The organism is Ferrovibrio sp., assembly GCF_002796975.1.
Classification (GTDB): domain Bacteria; phylum Pseudomonadota; class Alphaproteobacteria; order Ferrovibrionales; family Ferrovibrionaceae; genus Ferrovibrio.
On sequence record NZ_PEKV01000016.1, the window covers coordinates 1 to 19,811 of the forward strand.

The window sequence follows — 19,811 nt, forward strand, 5'->3', positions numbered from 1 at the left end:
CAGCGCGAGCGTCGCGTCGTCGGGCGAGGTGATCACGCTGAGCGGCCCGAGCCGCTGCAGGAACTCGGCCAGCGTATAGGTGCTTTCGCCGGTCTCGTCTTCGCGCAGGCCGTCGCTGATCCAGATCACACTGGCGCTGTCGGGCAGGCGGGCCTGCAGCAGCGCCTGCACCAACGACGCGCGGTCGCTGACCCAGGCTTTGGGCTGCAGCCCGGCAACGATGGGGCGCAATTCGGCGGCCGGCATCAGCAGCGAAGGCTGCATGGCCTCGCCATTGCCTGGCGCGGCGGTGGTGATCAGCACAGCCGGGCGGCCATTGCGCTCGGCGCCTTCCAGCAGTTCGTCCGCCCGGGCGAGTTTCTCGCGCCAGTGGGGCGCACCGGTCCAGCCGTCGTCGATCACGAGTACCAGCGCCTGACCGTCGCGCGGTGCGACTTGCGGATTCAGGATCGGTTCCGCCAGCGCCAGGATCGCCAGAGCTGCAATCAGCAACCGCAGCAACAGCAGCCACCAGGGTGTATGCGCCGGCGTCTCTTCCTTCGGCTTCAGCAGAAGCAGCAGGCGCAGGGGCGGGAAGGTGACCTGTCTGGGCTGCGGCGGCGTGATGCGCAGCAGCCACCACAGCACCGGCAACCCGATCAGCGCGGCGAGCGCCCAGGGTGTGGCAAAAGCGAGTGCGCCGAGCGATAGCATCGTTAGCGACCCGTCGGGATGAGGGCGCGTTCGCCCTGCAGCGACTGGTAGAGCGACAGCAGCGCGGTCTGGGGGGCGCGGTCAGTGCGATGCTTGATGTGGCGCCAGCCCAGCCGGCGGCAGACCTCGGCCAGTTCGGCCTGATGCGCCGCGAAAGTCGTGCGCCAGTCATCGCCCATGGTTTCGGCGCGTGGCACCAGCAGAGGATACTCGCCCTCAAGCCCCAGGAATCGGGTGCGGCCCTTGTAGGGGAAGTCTTCCTCGGCCGGATCGACCAGACGCAGCACGGTGCCTTTCACGCCCATATCCGAGATCTGACGCAGGCGCGCGGCAATTTCGGGTACCGGATAGAGGAAATCGCCCAGCAGCACGACATGCGCGTAGCGCGGCAACGGCTGGATCGGCGGCAGGCTGGCGTCGGCGGTTTCAAAGCGCGAGCGGATCAGGCGTTCGGCGATGCGCTCCAGCACCATGCGGCCGGACGCTGGCCGCTGCGGATGGCCAAGCAGGGCGACACGTTCGCCACCGCGCAGCAGCAGGCTGGCCAGTGCCAGCAGCAGCAGGTCGCCGCGCTCGTCCTTCTGCTCCATGCCGAGGTCGGATTTCCAGCGCATGGACGGCGAGGGGTCGCGCCAGAGCCAGATGCTTTCGGCGGCCTCCCATTCGTTTTCACGGATGAAAGCGGCCTGGCGCTTGGCGGTCTGGCGCCAGTCGATACGGGTCAGCGAGTCGCCCTGGCTGTAGCGGCGGAACTGCCAGAAAGCGTCGCCGGGTCCGACGCGCCGGCGGCCATGCACGCCCTGCTCGACGGTGGCGGCGACGCGCTCGGCAGCCACCAGCAACGGCGGCAGGAATGCGGCGAAGTGTTCGGCGCGCTGGCGCCGTGCGTTGGCTGTGGTTCCGGCCGCTGACGCTACCGCCATACTGCGTCCGCTTACCGCAGCGGTGCGGTCAGCTTGGCGATGACGTCGGTGACGGTGACGCCTTCGGCGCGGGCGGCGAAGGTCAGCGCCATGCGGTGCCGCAGGATCGGGCCGGCCAAAGCCAGCACGTCGTCGATCGAGGGCGCGAGGCGGCCCTGCAGCAACGCGCGGGCGCGCACCGCCAGCATCAGTGCCTGGCTGGCGCGCGGACCGGGGCCCCAGGCCACCAGATCGGCCAGACCCGGCACGTCGCTTTCCTCCGGCCGGCCGGCACGAACCAGATTGAGGATGGCTTCCACCACGCTTTCGCCGACCGGGATGCGGCGCACCAGGCGCTGGGCGGCCATCAGGTCGGCGGCGCTCAGCACGGTCGGGATCGATTCTTCCGTCGCACCGGTGGTGGCGAACAGCATGCGGCGCTCGGCCTCGCGGTCGGGATAACGCACGTCGATCTGCAGCAGGAAGCGGTCGAGCTGGGCTTCCGGCAGCGGATAGGTGCCTTCCTGCTCCAGCGGGTTCTGCGTCGCCAGCACATGGAAGGGTGCCGGCAGTTCGTGGCGCTGTCCCGCCACCGAAACCTGGCGCTCCTGCATGGCCTGCAGCAGCGCCGACTGCGTGCGCGGGCTGGCGCGGTTGATTTCGTCGGCCATCAGCAGCTGGCAGAAGACCGGACCGGGGATGAAGCGGAACGAGCGGCGCCCGGTCTCGCTTTCCTCCAGCACTTCCGAGCCGACGATGTCGGCCGGCATGAGGTCGGGGGTGAACTGTACCCGGCGGGCATCGAGACCCAGCACCTTGGCCAGCGTCTCGACCAGTTTGGTCTTCGCCAGGCCCGGCACGCCGACCAGCAGGGCATGGCCGCCGGCCAGGAGGGTTATCAGGGTTTCTTCGACAACTTCGCCCTGACCGAAGATCACCCGGCCGACCGCATCGCGGGCGGTAACGAGACGGCCGCCGACCCGTTCGATCTCAGGAAGGATATGTTCGGCGGTATCGCTCAAATTGTGCATGGGAATGAGTATATAGTAGAAGCGAAACGAAAGCCCATATGTCTCCTATGTCCGTCACCGCTTCAAAAGGCCCAAGTCTCAAGGATGTGATCGCCCGGTTCGGCGGCGAGGAGGCTTTGCGCAAAAAACCGCCGGTTCATCTCTGGAACCCGCCGTTTTGCGGCCAGACCGACATGCGGATCGCCCGGAACGGGAGCTGGCATTATATGGGCTCGCCGATTCCGCGCCCCGCCATGGTCAAGCTGTTTGCCAGCATATTGCGGCGCGAAGCGGACGACAGTTACGTTCTGGTGACACCGGCGGAGAAATGCGGCATCCGGGTCGACGATGCGCCCTTCGTTGCCGTCGAGGCGACCGTGGCAGGAGAGGGCGCGGCGCGGCTGATCGCCTTCCGGACCAATGTCGACGATGTCGTGCCGCTGGACGGNNCGCGACCGGCTTGAGGCGTTGATCGCGCGACCGGTCTATTATCAGCTTGTCGAGATGGCGGAGGAACGCAGCATCGACGGCAAGGCCATGCTGGGTGTGGAAAGCGCCGGGCAGTTTTTTGTTTTGGGTGAAATGCCGTGAATGTTGCTGCGCCGTTGATTATCGACAGTACGCCGGCGATGGAACGTCTGCGCGCGCATCTGCAGCCGGTGCCGGCCTTCGATGCGATTCCCCGCGACCATGCGGTGGCGCCGAAAGGCGATTTCCAGCTCAATCCCGGCTTCACGCCGTTCCGTGCCGGGCCGCTGATGCCGGCCGCCGTGCTGGTTCCCGTGGTGGCCTATGATGGCGGCGAGCGCGTGATCCTGACCAAGCGCACGGTGCATCTGTCCAATCATGCCGGCCAGATCAGTTTCCCCGGCGGCCGCGTCGATGCCGAGGATCCGGATGTGATTGCGACCGCACTTCGCGAGACGGAAGAGGAGATCGGCCTCGACCGCAGCCATATCAGCGTGCTGGGCGCGCTCGATGCCTATGTCACGGGCACCGGATTCGCTGTCGTGCCGGTGGTCGGCGTGGTGAAGCCCGGCTTCTCCCTGCATCTAGCGCAGCATGAGGTGGCCGAAGTGTTCGAGGTGCCTTTCGACTTCCTGATGGATTCCCGCAATCACCAGCGGCACAAGGGCGTATTCAACGGCGTCGAGCGCCAGTGGTGGGCCATGCCATATCAGGACTATTACATCTGGGGGGCGACGGCCGGAATGCTGCGCAATCTGCACGACCTTTTACACGGCCAGACCGCGGAGCACGCCAATCCATGAGTCGCCTGATCGTTTACCTGCTGCCGTTGATCCTGCCCTTTCTGCTCTATGGCCTGTACATCTGGCATGTGAAGCGCAGCGGCAAGGATGGGCCGGAAGCGACGCCGTGGTTCTGGCTCGCTGCCATCGGGCTGGTCCTGATGATCCTCAGCTTCGTCGTCTACGGCGCCTTCTTCGAGGAGACGCTCGGCGACTACGCCCCGGCGCGATTCGAGAACGGCCGGATCGTCCCAGGCCGCGTCGGCCAATAGTCCGCTAGACTGTCGCTATGACCCAGCCTGACCGAATCATCCCACCCGACTGGATGACGGCCGCGCCGACCCGCAGCCTGCTGGCGGCGCTTGGCGCCGGCGGCGCCTCGGTGCGTTTCGTCGGCGGCTGCGTGCGCGACGCCATCCTGGGCCTGCGGCCTGCGGATATCGATGTTGCCACCCCGGAAACGCCCGATGCGGTGATCCGGCGGCTGGAGAAGGCGAAGCTGAAGGCGGTGCCGACCGGCATCGAGCACGGCACCGTGACGGCCGTCGTGCCGCCCGCCACCTTCCAGGTCACGACGCTGCGCCAGGATGTCGCCACCGATGGCCGCCATGCCACCGTGGCCTTCGGCACCGACTGGGCGGAAGACGCCGCGCGGCGCGATTTCACCATTAATGCACTCTATGCCGACGCCGAAGGCCGGCTGTACGACTTCACCGATGGCCGCGCCGATCTGGCCGCCGGAATCGTGCGTTTCATCGGCGATCCGGCCCAGCGGGTGGCGGAAGACTATCTGCGCGTGCTGCGCTTCTTCCGCTTCCACGCCCGCTTCGGCAAAGGCGCGCCGGATGCGGTGGCGCTGGCGGCCTGTGCCGCCGCGGTCGACCGGCTCGACCGGCTGTCGGGCGAGCGGATTCGCGACGAGCTGCTGAAGATCCTGATCCTGCCCAATGCCGCCGATGCGCTGGCACTGATGCAGCAGAGCGGCGTACTGGCGGCGGTGCTGCCGCAGGCGCAGCTGGATGTGCCGGCGCTGGCACGCCTGATCCGGCTGCAAGCGGCAGTGGCCAATGCCGGCGGTGCGGATCCCGATCTCTGGCCGCGGCTCGCCCTGTTGCTGGATGGCAACACCGGTGCCGATGCCGTTGCCGACCGTCTGAAGCTGTCTAATGCCCAGCGCCTGCGGCTGGACGGCCTGCTGTCGCTGCCCGCTTTCGATGCCGGCCTGCTGCAGGACGAATCAGCTTTCCGCGCCGCGCTCTATCGTCTGGGGGCTGAGCGCTGCCGCGATGGATTGCTGCTCGCAGATGCCCGTCAGGCAGTGGATGAAGGGGCAGCCATCGCGCACGCCGTTGCGGCGACCAACTGGCAGCGACCGGTTTTTCCGTTGCGCGGCGCCGATATCCTCGCGGCCGGTTTCTCGCCGGGTCCGACGGTCAGCGCATTGCTCAACGAGCTGGAATCCTGGTGGGTGGAGGCCGGCTTTGCGCCTGATCGCGAGGCCTGTCTGCAGCGCCTGCGCGAAAGGGTGCAACTCACCGACAGCGACTGAGCGTCGCAGAATCAAATATCTGAATTTTCAGGATTTTTATCGGGGACTGCGGTCGGAAAAGACCTGTTGCGTGTCCCTAAAAGCGCTTGGGCTCCACGTCGGCGCCGTAAACCCGGCGGCCGACGTGGAGCCCAAGACAACTGTACTCTAAAGCTACCGAAGAGACCTTACTTCTTGGCCTTCTTCTTGGCAGCCTTCTTCTTGGCCTTCGGGGCCTTCTTAGCCTTCACAGCCTTCTTCGCCACCTTCTTCTTAGCGGCCTTTTTCTTCGCAGCCATGAGTTTCTCCTCCATGGATTAGAGTGCGGTTTTCACCGCAACGAAGTTTTCAGGAAAATATTTCCCGAACACGTATATCTGTAGCACAACGCAACAGTATTAACCACTAAATCTTGCGCGCGCTTAAAAAATGGTTAAGTGCGCATTCCGTCGGCGATGTGAATCGCACGCGGCGCATGAACGAGAATGCATTGCTGAAGTAAAACGCACGCGATGATTCCGAAAAATGCGACATTAAAAAAAGCCGCATGGAATCTGGTGTTTTTGCACTCACGGCCATTTCACTTCCGGCGGCATCGACATCAGAATCGCTTCTGTGTTGCCGCCAGTTTTCAGACCGAATGTCGTGCCGCGATCGTAGAGTAAATTGAACTCCACATAGCGTCCGCGACGGACCAGCTGATGCTCTCTTTCGGCCTCCGACCACGACTCATTGAGGTGTTTGCGGGCGATTTTTGGGTATGATTCGAGGAACGATTCGCCGACCGATTTTGTGAAGTCGAAGTCGCGCTCCCAATCGCCGCTATCGAGCTGATCGAAGAAGATGCCGCCGACGCCGCGGGGCTCATTGCGATGCGGCAGGTGGAAATACTCGTCGCACCATGTCTTGAAGCGGGGGTAGTAGGCGGGATCGGAACGGTCGCAGGCACCCTTGAGGGCGGCATGGAATGCGGCGGTGTCGGCTTCGTCGGCCACCATCGGCGTCAGATCGGCGCCGCCGCCGAACCACGCCTTGCTGGTGACCAGGAAGCGCGTGTTCATATGCACCGCTGGCACTTTCGGCGATTGCAGATGCGCCACCAGCGAGATGCCGGAGGCCCAGAAACGCCCGTCCGACGCGGCGCCGGGGATCTGCTTGCGGAACTCTTCGCTGAACTCGCCTTCCACCGTCGACACATTCACGCCGACCTTCTCGAAGACGCGGCCGCGCATCACGCTCATCACGCCGCCGCCGCCGCCCGGCCGATCCCAGGCGGTGCGCACGAAGCGTCCGGCGGTACGGTCGCTCAACTGACCGGTCAGATCGTCCTCGAGCTGTTCGAAGGCGGCGCAGATCCGGTCGCGGAGGGATTCAAACCAGACGCGGGCGCGTTGCTGCCGTTCACTGATCAGGGCGTCGGTCATTCTGATACTCCTTCTCTGCCGTACAGGCGGCGTTACTGACGGCGCGGGAATGCATCGCATTGCCGCAGCGCCTCGCCAAGTACGATGGCGGCGGCCGTGGCGACATTGATCGAGCGTAAATCGGGCCGGATCGGGATCAGCAGCCGCGCGTCGGCGGCGGCATGGACGTAATCGGGTGCGCCCCTGGTCTCGCGGCCGAAAAGAAGGATGTCGTCCGGCGCGAAACGGAAATCCGTATAGGGAATGGCCGCCTTGGTGGTCATCAGTACCAGACGGCCACCGCCAAACTGCCCCGCATGACGCTCATCCTGGAAATGCTGCCAGCTGTCATGACGGTGGATCTCGGCATGTTCCAGGTAATCCATGGCGCTGCGCCGGATCGACTGGACCGAGAAGGGGAAGCCGCAGGGCTCGATGACATGCACCGGGGTTTCAAGGCAGGCGCCGAGGCGCAGAATCGTACCGAGGTTCGGCGGTATGTCGGGTTCAAAAAGGGCGAGCCGCATGGCTGTTCAGACGCGCTTGTGAATCGGGTGTTCCGGCAGAGCCGAGAGGGGGTAGTTTTTTCGCGGTTTCCCGAGGCGATTCCAACCACAAGACCCCTGCGGCAACCTGTCGCATCCGTCGGGCTAAGTGCTGGACTTCGCCAACATATAGTGAGAAATATCCCGACACGTTTCCAAGTCTTATTATCTTCGAGGGATCTATGGCAGGGACAGCGACCCAACCGGCCGGTACGACCGAGCCGACCCGGCGCGACTTTATCGTCGTCGCAGCCGGCGCCTTCGCCGCGGTGGGAGCGGCGGCGGCGGTATGGCCGTTCATTCATCAGATGAACCCGTCGGCCGACGTGCTGGCGCTGTCGAGCACCGAGGTCGATCTGAGCCAGATCGCCGCCGGCCAGAGCATCACCATCCTGTGGCGCGGCAAGCCGGTCTTCGTGCGTCACCGCACCGAGGCCGAGATTGCCCAGGCCCAGAAGGACGACACCGCCGCCCTGCCGGATCCGGCCAAGGACGCCGACCGCGTGAAGAAGCCGGAATGGCTGGTGATGATGGGCGTCTGCACCCATCTCGGCTGCGTGCCGCTCGGTCAGCAGGGCGATTTCGGTGGCTGGTTCTGCCCGTGCCACGGCTCGCACTACGACACTTCGGGTCGTATCCGCAAAGGCCCCGCCCCGGCGAACCTGCCGATTCCGCAGTACGCCTTCCTCACCGATACCCGTATCCGTATCGGCTAAGGCTTAAGGACCAGCACCCATGGCTGACAACAATTCCGGCTTTTTTGCCAACCCCGTCGTCAAGTGGATCGAATACCGTCTGCCGGTGTTCTCCACCCTCGACCACATGGTCGGTACGCAGTATCCGACCCCGAAGAACCTGAACTACTGGTGGAACTTCGGTTCGCTGGCCGGTCTGTGCCTGGTGATTCAGATTGTCACCGGCATCGTTCTGGTGATGCATTATACGCCGCACACCCTGATGGCCTTCGACAGCGTCGAGCATATCATGCGCGACGTGAATTATGGCTGGTTGCTGCGCTACATGCATGCCAACGGCGCCTCGATGTTCTTCATCGTGGTCTATATCCATATCTTCCGCGGCTTGTATTTCGGATCCTACAAGGCGCCGCGCGAAATCCTGTGGTTCCTCGGCCTCATCATCTTCCTGCTGATGATGGCAACCGCGTTCATGGGTTATGTGCTTCCCTGGGGCCAGATGAGCTTCTGGGGCGCCACCGTGATCACCAACCTGTTCTCGGCCATTCCGGTGGTCGGCGAGCCGATCGTGACCTGGCTGTGGGGCGGCTTCGCCGTCGACAACCCGACGCTGAACCGCTTCTTCTCGCTGCATTACCTGCTGCCGTTCGTGATCGTCGGCGTGGTGCTGCTGCATATCCTGGCCCTGCACCAGCATGGCTCGAACAACCCGCTGGGCATCGACACCAAGGGCCCGCAGGACCGCATCCCGTTCCACCCGTACTACACCATCAAGGACGCGGTGGGCGTCGGCGCCTTCCTGATCTTCTTCTGCTTCTTCCTGTTCTACGCGCCGAACTTCCTCGGCCATCCCGACAACTACATCCCGGCCAATCCGCTGGTGACGCCCGCGCATATCGTGCCGGAATGGTACTTCCTGCCGTTCTACGCGATCCTGCGTTCGGTGCCTGACAAGCTCGGCGGCGTGCTGCTGATGTTCGGTGCCATCCTGATCCTGTTCCTGCTACCCTGGCTGGATACCAGCAAGGTGCGGTCGGCCAAGTTCCGTCCGATCTACAAGCAGCTGTTCTGGGTGTTCCTGATCGCCTGCGTCGGCCTGACCTATGCCGGCGGCCTGCCGCCGGAAGGCCTGGCACTGGTGATCGGCCGCGTCTGCACCGTCTATTACTTCGCGCACTTCCTCATCCTGATGCCGCTGGTCGGCTGGTTCGAGAAGCCGCTGAAGCTGCCTGCCTCGATCAGCGAGGCCGTGCTCAAGACCGAGCCCGGCGCTGCCGGCAGCAAAGCTTAAGGGGGATCGGACCATGAAAAAGATGACGATGCGTACGATCCTCGCGGCTGCCCTGACCTTCGGTCTTGCCGTGCCGGCTTTCGCCGCGGGCACCGAAGTGACCCCGCCGACGCAGAACTGGAGCTTCAAGGGCGCCTTCGGCACCTTTGATCGCGCCGAGCTGCAGCGCGGCTATCAGGTCTACAAGGAGGTCTGCGCGGCCTGCCACGCCATGAAGTATGTGGCCTTCCGCAATCTGACCGACCTTGGCTTCACCGCTGCCGAAGTGAAGGCACTGGCTGCCACTTTCGAAGTGAATGACGGCCCGAACGACCAGGGCGAGATGTTCAAGCGTCCCGGCCTGCCGCAGGACAAGTTCCCGTCGCCATTCCCGAACGAGAAGGCAGCGCGCGCCTCCAATGGCGGCGCCTATCCGCCGGACCTGTCACTGGTGGCCAAGATGAAGGACCACCATCGCACTGAAGGCAGCGGTGCAGATTACATCCGCGCCCTGCTAGCCGGTTACAAGGATGCGCCGGCCGGTTTCACTGTGGGCGAGGGTCTGAATTACAACGAGTATTTCCCGGGCCATCAGATCGCGATGCCCAAGCCGCTGAACGACGACCAGGTGACCTATGCCGATGGCACCAAGGCCACTGTCGAGCAGATGGCGCATGACGTTTCCGCCTTCCTGATGTGGGCCGCCGAGCCCAAGCTGGAAGATCGCAAGCGCATGGGCTTCAAGGTGATCGTGTTCCTGATCGTGCTGACCGGCCTGTTCTTCATGGCCAAGAAGCGCATCTGGGCCAAGCTGCACTAAGCCGATACGGCTGGAGACACTGAAAAGGCCGCCGGAAACGGCGGCCTTTTTTGTTGCACCTCTGAGATCGGTTTGCTTAAGTCGCGCGCGGCCCAATACCCCTCGGGAAAATGCGCGCTCCTGTCCGAAAGGATCTGTCATGGCCAAGGCGAAAAAAGCGGTGAAGAAGGCAGCGAAGAAGGCGACGCGCAAGGCCGCACCCAAGCGCAAGCGCGCTGGCAAGCCGGCCACCTCCGCCGTTGCAGTTGCCAGGGCCGCCGCAAGATCGGTCTCGGGCAAGTCGTCTGCCGGGATATCGAAGCCCCATGTCGCAAGAGCCGGCGATCCGGTGCGCATCGGCGTGCTGGGTGGCAGTGGCATCTACGGCATGGCTGGCCTGAAGAATACCAAGTGGCGCAAAGTATCGACGCCCTGGGGCGATCCCTCCGACGAGCTGCTGTTCGGCACGCTGGATGGCGCTGAACTGGTCTTCCTGCCGCGCCACGGCCGCGGTCATGTGCATTCGCCGTCGGAAGTGAACTATCGCGCCAATATCGATGCGCTGAAACGCGTCGGCTGCCAGGATGTGATCTCGGTTTCGGCCTGCGGCTCGTTCAAGGAACAGCTGGCGCCCGGCACCTTCGTCATCGTCGACCAGTTCATCGATCGCACCTTTATGCGGCAGAAAAGCTTCTTCAGCACCGGCATGGTGGCGCATGTCTCCTGCGGCCATCCGGTCTGCAGCCGCCTGGGCGACGCGCTGGAAACCGCCGCCAAGGATGCCGGCATCACCGTGCAGCGCGGCGGCACGTATCTCTGCATGGAAGGGCCGCAATTCTCCACCCAGGCCGAAAGCTTCCTCTACAAGAGCTGGGGTTGCGACGTGATCGGCATGACCAATGCGCCGGAAGCCAAACTCGCCCGCGAGGCCGAGCTTTGCTATGCCTCGGTGGCGATGGTCACGGATTACGACTGCTGGCATCCCGACCATGATCATGTCGATGTCGCTGCCGTGATCCGTGTGCTGCTCGGCAATGCCGAGAAGGGGCAGAACCTGGTGGCCAAGGCCGTGCCGCATCTCAAAAGCCGGCCTGGCCACTGCCCGCAGGGTTGCGACCACGTGCTGGACACCGCGCTGATCACCGCGCCGGAAAAGCGCGACCCGAAAGTGCTGAAGAAACTCGATGCGGTCGCCGGCCGCGTGTTGAAGGCCTAATTCGAAAGGATCAACCTGCCATGCAGGGTATCAAGGAAAAGATTCGCGCCATCCCCGACTATCCCAAGCCGGGCATCATGTTCCGCGACATCACCACGCTGCTGCAGGATGCGCGTGGCTTCCGCAAGACCGTGGATGAAATGGTGCAGCCGCTGGCCGGCACCCGCATCGACAAGGTCGTCGGCATCGAGGCGCGGGGCTTCATCCTGGGGGGCGCCATTGCGCATCAGCTGTCGATTGGCTTCGTGCCAGTGCGCAAGCGCGGCAAGCTGCCCTGGAAAACCAGGTCGCAGGAATACCAGCTCGAATACGGCACCGATGCGATGGAAATCCATGTCGATGCGGTTCAGCCGAATGAGAATATCCTGATCGTTGACGACCTGATCGCCACCGGCGGCACGGCGGAAGCCGCGATCAAGCTGATCCGCGCCCATCAGGGCAATGTGATCGGCTGCTCCTTCATCGTCGATCTGCCCGAACTGGGCGGTCGCAAGAAGCTGGAAGCGCTGGGCGTGCAGGTGCTGTCGCTCTGCGAATTCGACGGACACTGAGCCAGAGGAAGCATAGCGTGGCCCATCACATTACCGGCCTGGACCACACCGTTCATGCGGTCACCGATCTTGAGGCGGCCAAAGCGAACTGGCAGCGGTTGGGTTTCACGCTGACGCCGCGCGGTCGCCATATCGGCTGGGCCACCGGCAACTACTGCATCATGTTTCCGCGCAACTACCATGAACTGCTCGGCATTGCCGAGCCCGGCGGCTACACCGCCGGCGTGGAAGACCTGCTGAAAGCCAAAGGCCCCGGCGTGCATAAAGTGGTGCTTGGGATCGATGATGCCGGGGCTGCGGTGCAGGAGCTGAAGGCTTCGGGTCTCAACCCATCCGAGCCGCAGGATCTCAAGCGCGAACTCGAACTGCCCGAAGGTACGGTGCTGCCGGGCTTCAGCCTGGTACATCTGCCGCCGGAGGCGACGCCGCAGCTCTCGATGTTCCTGTGCCAGCATCTGACACCGGAGCTGTTGCGCAAGCCGGACTGGCTGCTGCATCCCAACGGCGCACAGCAGATCGCCAGCGTGATCGTGGCGGTCGATAACCCGCCGGCACTGGAACTGCCCTATGAGACGCTGGTGGGTGCGGGCGCCGCCGTACGGACGGATCGCATGGTGGCGGTGCGGGCGGGCGAGGAGACCGTGCTGTTCGTGACGCCGGACGACCTCGATACCCTGTTCCCGGATATCGACCATCCGGTACGGCCGACGCCCTATGTGGCCGGCCTGCGGTTCCGCGTGCATAACACCGAGGCGGCAGCGGCCTACTTTAAGGCCGCGGGTGTCGAGCATGCCCGCAGCCTGGACGGCACCGTGCTGGTGCCGGCCTCGGTGGCCGATGGCATCTTCCTGGAATTCAGCAACCGGGCTTAATCAGAGAAGCGCTTCGAAGAAGGCCAGCGTGCGGCGGCGTGCGATGACGGCGGCCGTGGCGTTATAGGTCGCGCGCTGGTCGCAGTTGAAGCCGTGATCGGCATCGTAGACATGCGTCGTGATGCCGGGATGCTTCGCCTTCATCTCGTCGGCCAGGCTGGTCGGGATCATTTTGTCCAGCGCACCGAAATGCAGCAGGCAGGCCGCCTTGGGCGCTTCTGCCTTCAGTTCGTCCCAGGGCCCGCCATAATAGCCGACTGAAGCGGTCAGGCCGGGCAGGGAGGTCGCCATCTTCCAGGTCACGCCACCGCCGTAGCAATAACCGGTGCAACCGACGCGGCCGGCGCTGGCGGCCAGCGCGAGCGCCACGGCACAATCCTGCAGCACGGTATCCCAGGCCATCTTGCCGCGAATATCGCGGCCCTTGGCAATATCGTCGGGGCTGTAGCCGAGATCGACATTGGGCTGCACGCGGTCGAACAGTGCCGGCGCCACGGCATAATAGCCGTCGGCAGCGAAGCCGTCGGTCACCGCCTTGATATGGCCGTTCACGCCGAAGATTTCCTGTATCACCACGACACCGCCCTTAGGCGCGCCTTTGGGTTCGGCGACATAGGCCGCAAGGCGATGGCCGTCGGCGGCGGTCAGGCTGGTCATGGCACCCATCTCAATCTCCTTCACAATCATCTGGTCGAGTTTGCGGCCGACCGCTTTTGCCCGGTGTCAGCATAATGACGACGTTCGATTACGGTGGCATGATCGTCATGAAATCGCAATAAAACAGACATAAACGCTGGCGTCTCCGTCCATGGTTCTCGATCCGCTCGTTGCCGGCCTCGTGCTGCTAGCTGCCCTGCTGCATGCCAGCTGGAATGCCCTGGTCAAATCGGGTTCCGACCGGCAGACCAGCATGGCCTTGCTCGGACTGGCCGGCATGCCGGTCGGGCTGCTGCTGGTGCTGATCAGCGGGCCGATGGCGCAGGAGGCCTGGTTGTGGCTGGTGGCTTCGACACTGGTGCATTGCGTCTATTACACCGGTCTGCTCAAGGCCTACCGCTATGGCGACCTCAGTCAGGTCTATCCGATTGCCCGCGGTCTGGGGCCGCTGACCGTGGCGCTGTGCTCGGGTTTCGTTTTTGGCGAGGTGCTGGCGGCGCGGGAACTGACGGGTGTGGGGATCGTCTCGCTTGGCATCGCCAGCCTGGCCTTTGGCGGTCGTCGTACGCCTCTGGAGAACCGGCATGCGCTGGCTTTCGCTATGCTCACCGGTTTCAGCATCGCGGCCTATACCATCATCGATGCGCGCGGCGTGCGGTCTGCCGGGGATCCGATCGCCTATATCGGCTGGCTCAACATCCTCGAAGGGCCCTGGGTGGCGCTTTATGCCTTCGCCACGCGCGGCAGGGCCTTTGCCGTTGCAGCGCGCACCGACTGGAAGCGGGGAATAGCCGGTGGCGTGATCGCCGCCACGGGCTACGGCATCGCCATATGGGCATTCAGCCATAGTGGCGCCGCCCATGTGGCGGCCTTGCGCGAGATCAGCGTGATTTTTGCCGCCATCATCGGCGCGGTGCTGCTGCGCGAAGGCTTCGGCTGGCGCCGCGTCCTAGCTGCCATACTGGTGGCCGGCGGACTGATCCTGATGAACTGGAAAGGCTAGGCCCGGAAAGCGTCAGCTGGCGGGCGGCGTACGGAAACGCATGATGCCGATGCTGGTGTAGTGCATCACCAGTTCGTCATTCTGATTGAATGCCTCGACCAGGAAACGCGCTGAGCCAATGCCCGGCCGGCTGCGCGACGGCGTCTTGTCGATGCAGGTCATGCGGGCGTGGATGGTATCGCCCGGCCGCACCGGCTTGAGCCAGGACAGATCGTCGAAACCCGGCGAGCCGAGGCTGGCTTCCACCTCGATGGCGGAATCGACGATCAAGCGCATCACGGTGGCGGCAGTATGCCAGCCCGACGCGATCAGCCCGCCGAAAGCGGATTTCTTCGCGGCCTCGGGATCGGTGTGGAAAGGCTGCGGATCGAACTGGCGGGCAAAGGCGACGATCACCTGTTCGGTGAAGGTGTGGCTGCCGATCTCGCGCACGGCGCCGGGTTTGATATCTTCGTAATACTGCATGGCGGTATCTCGATCTGGCCTCAGACGGGACGGCGGGCGTACATGCCCTTGGCCTGCATGGTCAGCACGGTTTCACCCTTCTGGTTCTTCATCTCGTAGCGCGAGGTAACCACGCCGCGGTCGGGTTTGGACCGTGAGGATTTCACGTCGAGTATCTCACCGCGAAGATGCAGGGTGTCGCCCGGGAATACCGGCTTGACCCAGCGCAGCTGGTCGACGCCGGGCGACCCCATGCTGGCGTATTTGCCGATCACGTTGTCGACCAGCATGCGCATCATCATGCCGGCGGTATGCCAGCCGGATGCGCAAAGGCCGCCAAACAGCGACTGCCTGGCGGCCTCCTTGTCGAGATGGAAGGGCTGCGGGTCGTAGTCCCGCGCGAAAGCAATGATCTCGTCTTCGCTCACCGTACGGGGCGGGAATTCCATCGTCTGCCCGACGGCGAAATCTTCCAGATATTTCATCAGATCTCTTAGGTGTTAAACCGGAAGTGCATCACATCGCCATCCTGCACGATGTAGTCCTTGCCTTCCAGCCGCAATTTGCCGGCATCGCGTGCGCCGGCCTCGCCCTTGCCGGCGACGTAATCATTGTACGCAATCGTTTCAGCGCGGATGAAGCCCTTCTCGAAATCGGTGTGGATCACGCCAGCGGCTTCCGGTCCGCGTGCGCCTTTGCGCACGGTCCAGGCACGGGCTTCCTTGGGGCCGACGGTGAAGAACGTCAGCAGGTCGAGCAGGCCGTAGCCGGCACGGATCACGCGGGTCAGACCGGTTTCCTTCAGGCCGAGATCGGCCAGGAAGGCGGTCTTTTCCTCGTCGCTGTCCAGCTGCGCCACCTCTGCCTCGATGGCGGCGGAGATCACCACCATGGCGGCGCCCTCGGCATCGGCCTTGGTCTTCACCCGGGTGGAGAAGGCATTCCCTTCGGCAGCCGACGCTTCTTCGACGTTGCAGACATAGAGCACCGGCTTGGCGGTGATCAGCATCAACTCCTTGTAGAACTTCTTCTCATCCTCAGTGGGCGTTACGGTGCGGGCCGGCTTGCCGTCGCGCAGCGCCACCAGCACCTTTTCCATGACGGCCAGACGCTGCTTCTCTTCCTCGTTGCCCTGCTTGGCGCGCTTGGCAGTCTGCTCGACGCGGCGTTCCAGGCTTTCGAGGTCGGACAGCATCAGCTCGGTCTCGACGGTTTCGGCATCGGCAACCGGATCGACCTTGCCTTCGACATGGGTGATGTCGCCGTCTTCAAAGCAGCGCAGCACATGACAGATCGCGTCCACCTCGCGGATATGGGCAAGGAACTGGTTGCCCAGGCCTTCGCCCTTGGAAGCACCGCGCACTAGGCCGGCGATGTCGACGAAGGTCAGCTGCGTGGAGATGATCTTCTGTGAGCCAGCGATCCCGGCCAGCACGTCGAGGCGCTCATCCGGCACGCCGACCAGGCCGGTATTCGGCTCGATGGTGCAGAAGGGATAATTGGCAGCCTGCGCGGCGGCGGTCTGCGTCAGCGCATTGAACAGCGTCGACTTGCCCACATTAGGCAGGCCGACAATGCCGCATTTGAAACCCATGTTAGGCGTCCTTCACGTCTGTCTTGTTGGTCTTGTCGGGCTTCTCTGTCTTCGGTTTCGGCGGTTGCAGGCGCAGCGCCACCTTGGTCATGAAGCCGGTATCGTCGTTCTTCGCCAGATAGCCGGCCTCTGCGGCCATGGCCTCCAGCAGCGGGTCGAGCCACACGTGCTCGTCCGCATGGAAATTCTGCAGCACATAGCCCAGCACCAGATCCTTGCCGGGATGACCGATGCCGATGCGCAGCCGGCGGTAGTTCGGCCCGATGGCGGCATCGAGCGAGCGCAGCCCGTTATGACCGGCATGGCCGCCGCCGGTCTTCATGCGGATTTTGCCCGCCGCAAGGTCGAGCTCGTCATGCGCCACCACCACCTGCGCCGGTGGCAGCTTGTAGAAATGCGCCGCTTCGCCGACCGACTTGCCCGACAGGTTCATGTAGGTTTGCGGCTTGAGCAGCAGCGTCTTGGTGCCGTCCAGCACGCCCTCGGCGATCTCGCCCTGGAAGCGCTTCCTGAACGGCTGGAAATTGTGACGCTCGGCAATGGCGTCGATGGCCATGAAGCCGACATTGTGGCGCTGACGCCGATGTTCGCCGCCCGGGTTTCCGAGTCCGACAAGAAGCAGCATGGCGGTTCAGCCGGTGGTCAGAGAGAAGAGGGCAGGGGGAGGTTGGCGACGCCATTGCGCCGCCAACCCATGTGTAGCCTCTTGGGCGTTACTTCTTGGCGGCCGGCTTGGCCGCAGCAGCGGCCGGAGCCTTGGCACCCGCCGCCGGAGCAGCAGCACCCGCTGCCGGGGCAGCGGCAGCTTCAGCCTTCGGCGCGGCCTCTTCTTCCTTGGTCGGCGCCGCAACGGTGGCGACCGTGAAGTCGCGATCCTGAATCACTGCCTTGATGCCTTCCGGCAGTTTGAAGGCGGAGATGTGGATCGAGTGGCCGATATCCATGCCTTCGAGGCTGATCGAGATGCTCTCCGGGATGTTGTCCGGCCGAACGAAGAACTCGACCTCATGGCGCACGATATTCAGCACGCCGCCCTTCTTCAGGCCCGGCGACTTTTCCTGCTCGAGGAAGTGCACGGGAATGAAGATGCGGATCTTCGAGTCCTTGCCGATGCGCTGGAAGTCGACATGGACCGGCCGGTCGGTAACCGGATCGAGCTGCACGTCGCGAGCCAGCACGCGTTCGGTCTTGCCGCCGATATCGACGGTGAACAGGCGCGAGAAGAAGCTGCCCTTGTGCATCTCCTTCAGCAGTTCGCGGGATTCGACCGAGATGAGTTCCGGGGTCTGCTTTTCGCCATAGATGACCCCCGGCACACGACCCTTCAGTCGCGTTGCACGGGCGGTCCCCTTGCCGGCCCTCGACCTCGCCTCGGCGGCGATGGTGTTTACTTCACGCATGATTGCGCTCCTTGCTTAGATACGGGTCCGGCACCGTGCCAGGCCCGTTTCCGACGCCGGCCTCCAGGGGTGCCGCGCGCCGAAACTTTGAAACTTGTTCAGTCGAACAGACTGGAGACCGAAGCCTCTTCGCTGATCCGACGCATCGCCTCGCCCACCAGCGGCGCGATCGACACCTGGCGGATATTTCGTGCCAGGCGGACCGCTTCGGTCGCCAGGATGGAATCGGTGATGACNNGCGTAAACCGACTTGGCGCCGTGCTTCTTCAGCGCGTCGGCGGCATTGCACAGCGTGCCGGCGGAATCGACGATGTCGTCGACCAGGATGCAGCGGCGGCCTTCGACGTCGCCGATGATGTTCATCACTTCGGACACGCCGGCCTTTTCGCGGCGCTTGTCGACGATGGCGAGATCGGCGTCCAGACGCTTGGCGATGTTGCGGGCGCGCACCACGCCGCCGACGTCAGGCGACACGACCATCAGGTCATCGCCCTGCAGATGCTGCTTGATGTCGGCGGTCAGTACCGGACCGGCCATCAGATTGTCGGTCGGGATATCGAAGAAACCCTGGATCTGGCCGGCATGCAGGTCGAGCGTCAGTACGCGGTTGGCGCCGGCCGCAGTGATCAGGTTGGCGACCAGCTTGGCGGAAATCGGCGTACGCGGACCGGGTTTGCGGTCCTGGCGGGCGTAGCCGAAATAGGGCAGCACGGCAGTGATGCGGCGGGCCGACGAGCGCTTCAGCGCGTCGATGCAAACCAGCAGCTCCATCAGATGGTCGTTTGCCGGATACGAGGTCGACTGGATCACGAACACGTCTTCGCCGCGGACGTTCTCGTGGATTTCCACGAAAACCTCCATGTCGGAGAAGCGGCGCACGCTGGCTTTGGCAAGCGGAACCGACAGATAAGCCGCAATGGCTTCCGCCAGCGGACGATTGGAGTTACCCGCCAAAACCTTCATGACAATGCTCTGTGTGAGGCCGGAATCGTGGGGAGAAAATCGCGCGGACTATAGCCGCCGCCCTGCCCTCTGTAAACCGCGAAAAATCTAATAAATTCAGGATTTTGCGGGTGGAACGGCAGGTCGGCTGCGCTGCTGCCTCTCCAGGATATCGCTGAGCCCCTGCCAGCCACCCTGGGCGATGATGTGGGCGGTGTTTCCCCAGCTGCCGGCGAGCTGTCCGCGGGGGATGCGGTTGGCCTGCTTCACGTCGCCCAACTGGCTGCCATTGGCGCCCAGCAGCATCCATTCGATGGTCACCCGCTCCGAATCCGGGGTGTCTTGCCAGACATTGACCCGGCAGCCGATCACGTAGTCGGCCCCGGTGGCATCCGGCAGCGGCTGGCGACCGCCCAGGATCAGGATTTCGCGCATCGCCTGGCGCAGCGCGCGGTTGCCGTCGCCCGGTGCACCTTCGCACTCCTTCACCGCCAGCATGATCGGCCTGGCGTCAGTCTGCGCCGCCTCGATCACCGTGGCGTTCAGTTTCTGCGCAATCGCCTCGGCCATGGTGGTGGCGGCCTGTTTCATGGCAACGGCGTCATTCGCAGCCAGTCGCGCCGGCGCGACACCGAGGCTGCGGCTTTCACCGGCCTGCAGGCTGCCGTCGGGCGCCCGGTCTTCCCACGACCAGACAGCGTCGCTGCCGCGCGGCTCCAGCCGCACAGTCAGCAACGAGGTCAGCCGGTTGCGCCCGGTGGCGCTGGCCGGCACGTCCTTCTCGTTCAGCGCTTTGGCCAGCGTTTCGGCAAGTGCTGCATCAGGGCCTTGCGGCAAGCCGGCCACCGGAGGAATGAACAGGCTGGCCTCGCCGATCGGGCGGATCAGCGCATCGGTCGCCTTGGCTCGGCTGTCGGCCTGGAATGGCTGCGGCAGCGGCTGGCAGGCGGCAGCAATGCCGGCAACGAGGATCGGAAGGAGGTGCTTAACCGAAAACACAGCTCACCATCAGGCACAGGATTGCAAAAACCACCAGC

22 protein-coding genes and 2 pseudogenes are annotated in these 19,811 nt (G+C 64.0%); 11 read left to right on the forward strand and 13 right to left on the reverse strand.

Annotation, left to right across the window (positions count from 1 at the left end; all coding sequences use genetic code 11):
* From CTR53_RS17750 to CTR53_RS17760, 3 genes are all read right to left on the reverse strand, one after another.
* Positions 1 to 693: BatA domain-containing protein (locus CTR53_RS17750; RefSeq protein WP_290816606.1), on the reverse strand; the 693-nt coding region annotated here is incomplete at its 3' end.
* A gap of 2 nt (positions 694 to 695) precedes the next feature.
* Positions 696 to 1,616, reverse strand: coding sequence for a DUF58 domain-containing protein (locus CTR53_RS17755; RefSeq protein ID WP_290816609.1), 921 nt, complete (start codon positions 1,614 to 1,616; stop codon positions 696 to 698).
* Positions 1,617 to 1,627: 11 nt separating this feature from the next.
* Positions 1,628 to 2,626 (reverse strand): MoxR family ATPase, encoded by a 999-nt coding sequence (locus CTR53_RS17760; protein WP_290816612.1) that lies wholly within the window; start codon positions 2,624 to 2,626, stop codon positions 1,628 to 1,630.
* A 173-nt stretch (positions 2,627 to 2,799) separates the two neighbouring features.
* Between CTR53_RS17760 and CTR53_RS17765 the strand changes: the two are divergent.
* The 4 genes and pseudogenes from CTR53_RS17765 (at position 2,800) to CTR53_RS17780 (ending at position 5,404) form a co-directional block, all read left to right on the forward strand.
* A pseudogene (locus tag CTR53_RS17765) lies at positions 2,800 to 3,196 on the forward strand (DUF1285 domain-containing protein).
* Positions 3,193 to 3,876 (forward strand): CoA pyrophosphatase, encoded by a 684-nt coding sequence (locus CTR53_RS17770; protein WP_290816615.1) that lies wholly within the window; start codon positions 3,193 to 3,195, stop codon positions 3,874 to 3,876. Before CTR53_RS17765 ends, CTR53_RS17770 begins: the two are co-directional and overlap by 4 nt.
* Entirely contained in the window at positions 3,873 to 4,127 is a 255-nt protein-coding gene (locus CTR53_RS17775) for a DUF6111 family protein (RefSeq protein WP_290816618.1), read from the forward strand. The genes CTR53_RS17770 and CTR53_RS17775 overlap by 4 nt, the downstream gene beginning before the upstream one ends.
* 17 nt (positions 4,128 to 4,144) lie before the next feature.
* On the forward strand, positions 4,145 to 5,404 hold the full coding sequence (locus tag CTR53_RS17780) for a CCA tRNA nucleotidyltransferase (protein WP_290816621.1): 1,260 nt from the start codon (positions 4,145 to 4,147) through the stop codon (positions 5,402 to 5,404).
* Positions 5,405 to 5,952: 548 nt separating this feature from the next.
* Here CTR53_RS17780 and hemF read toward each other — a convergent pair.
* Entirely contained in the window at positions 5,953 to 6,807 is an 855-nt protein-coding gene (hemF, locus tag CTR53_RS17785; protein ID WP_290816624.1) for an oxygen-dependent coproporphyrinogen oxidase, read from the reverse strand.
* Positions 6,808 to 6,839: 32 nt separating this feature from the next.
* A complete protein-coding gene (locus tag CTR53_RS17790; RefSeq protein WP_290816627.1) occupies positions 6,840 to 7,313 on the reverse strand; it encodes a tRNA (cytidine(34)-2'-O)-methyltransferase in 474 nt (157 codons plus the stop codon).
* A gap of 200 nt (positions 7,314 to 7,513) precedes the next feature.
* Here CTR53_RS17790 and petA point away from each other — a divergent pair, with 200 nt between their 5' ends.
* The 6 genes from petA to CTR53_RS17820 all read left to right on the forward strand — a co-directional run bounded on the left by petA (position 7,514) and on the right by CTR53_RS17820 (position 12,734).
* Entirely contained in the window at positions 7,514 to 8,047 is a 534-nt protein-coding gene (gene petA / locus CTR53_RS17795) for a ubiquinol-cytochrome c reductase iron-sulfur subunit (protein WP_290816629.1), read from the forward strand.
* A gap of 19 nt (positions 8,048 to 8,066) precedes the next feature.
* Complete coding sequence (locus CTR53_RS17800) at positions 8,067 to 9,317, forward strand: cytochrome b/b6 (RefSeq protein WP_290816633.1); 1,251 nt, start codon at positions 8,067 to 8,069, stop codon at positions 9,315 to 9,317.
* Positions 9,318 to 9,330: 13 nt separating this feature from the next.
* Positions 9,331 to 10,116 carry a cytochrome c1 gene (locus CTR53_RS17805; protein WP_290816636.1) on the forward strand — a complete coding sequence of 262 codons (786 nt, stop codon included), beginning with the start codon at positions 9,331 to 9,333 and terminating at the stop codon, positions 10,114 to 10,116.
* 139 nt (positions 10,117 to 10,255) lie between these two features.
* Positions 10,256 to 11,311 (forward strand): S-methyl-5'-thioadenosine phosphorylase, encoded by a 1,056-nt coding sequence (locus tag CTR53_RS17810; protein WP_290816639.1) that lies wholly within the window; start codon positions 10,256 to 10,258, stop codon positions 11,309 to 11,311.
* 20 nt (positions 11,312 to 11,331) lie between these two features.
* Positions 11,332 to 11,862: an adenine phosphoribosyltransferase gene (locus tag CTR53_RS17815; protein ID WP_290816642.1), complete on the forward strand. Its 531-nt coding sequence runs from the start codon at positions 11,332 to 11,334 to the stop codon at positions 11,860 to 11,862.
* A gap of 17 nt (positions 11,863 to 11,879) precedes the next feature.
* A complete protein-coding gene (locus tag CTR53_RS17820) occupies positions 11,880 to 12,734 on the forward strand; it encodes a VOC family protein (protein ID WP_290816645.1) in 855 nt (284 codons plus the stop codon).
* Here the strand turns inward: CTR53_RS17820 and CTR53_RS17825 are convergent, their stop codons facing one another.
* Entirely contained in the window at positions 12,735 to 13,400 is a 666-nt protein-coding gene (locus CTR53_RS17825) for a dienelactone hydrolase family protein (protein WP_290816648.1), read from the reverse strand.
* 142 nt (positions 13,401 to 13,542) lie between these two features.
* Here CTR53_RS17825 and CTR53_RS17830 point away from each other — a divergent pair, with 142 nt between their 5' ends.
* A complete protein-coding gene (locus tag CTR53_RS17830; protein ID WP_290816651.1) occupies positions 13,543 to 14,394 on the forward strand; it encodes a DMT family transporter in 852 nt (283 codons plus the stop codon).
* A gap of 12 nt (positions 14,395 to 14,406) precedes the next feature.
* On the opposite strand, the gene CTR53_RS17835 is transcribed toward CTR53_RS17830, so the two are convergent.
* The 7 genes and pseudogenes from CTR53_RS17835 to CTR53_RS17865 form a co-directional block, all read right to left on the reverse strand.
* Complete coding sequence (locus tag CTR53_RS17835; protein ID WP_290816654.1) at positions 14,407 to 14,859, reverse strand: MaoC family dehydratase; 453 nt, start codon at positions 14,857 to 14,859, stop codon at positions 14,407 to 14,409.
* A 20-nt stretch (positions 14,860 to 14,879) separates the two neighbouring features.
* Positions 14,880 to 15,323 carry a MaoC family dehydratase gene (locus tag CTR53_RS17840; RefSeq protein ID WP_290816657.1) on the reverse strand — a complete coding sequence of 148 codons (444 nt, stop codon included), beginning with the start codon at positions 15,321 to 15,323 and terminating at the stop codon, positions 14,880 to 14,882.
* An 8-nt stretch (positions 15,324 to 15,331) separates the two neighbouring features.
* Positions 15,332 to 16,432, reverse strand: a complete 1,101-nt coding sequence (gene ychF, locus CTR53_RS17845) for a redox-regulated ATPase YchF (RefSeq protein WP_290816660.1) — start codon at positions 16,430 to 16,432, stop codon at positions 15,332 to 15,334.
* 1 nt (position 16,433) lies between these two features.
* Complete coding sequence (gene pth, locus CTR53_RS17850) at positions 16,434 to 17,057, reverse strand: aminoacyl-tRNA hydrolase (RefSeq protein WP_290816663.1); 624 nt, start codon at positions 17,055 to 17,057, stop codon at positions 16,434 to 16,436.
* Positions 17,058 to 17,145: 88 nt separating this feature from the next.
* Positions 17,146 to 17,832 (reverse strand): 50S ribosomal protein L25/general stress protein Ctc, encoded by a 687-nt coding sequence (locus tag CTR53_RS17855; protein WP_290816668.1) that lies wholly within the window; start codon positions 17,830 to 17,832, stop codon positions 17,146 to 17,148.
* A 98-nt stretch (positions 17,833 to 17,930) separates the two neighbouring features.
* Positions 17,931 to 18,795 (reverse strand): annotated as a pseudogene (locus CTR53_RS17860) (ribose-phosphate pyrophosphokinase).
* 96 nt (positions 18,796 to 18,891) lie between these two features.
* On the reverse strand, positions 18,892 to 19,773 hold the full coding sequence (locus tag CTR53_RS17865; protein WP_290816671.1) for a hypothetical protein: 882 nt from the start codon (positions 19,771 to 19,773) through the stop codon (positions 18,892 to 18,894).
* Positions 19,774 to 19,811: the final 38 nt, after the last annotated feature.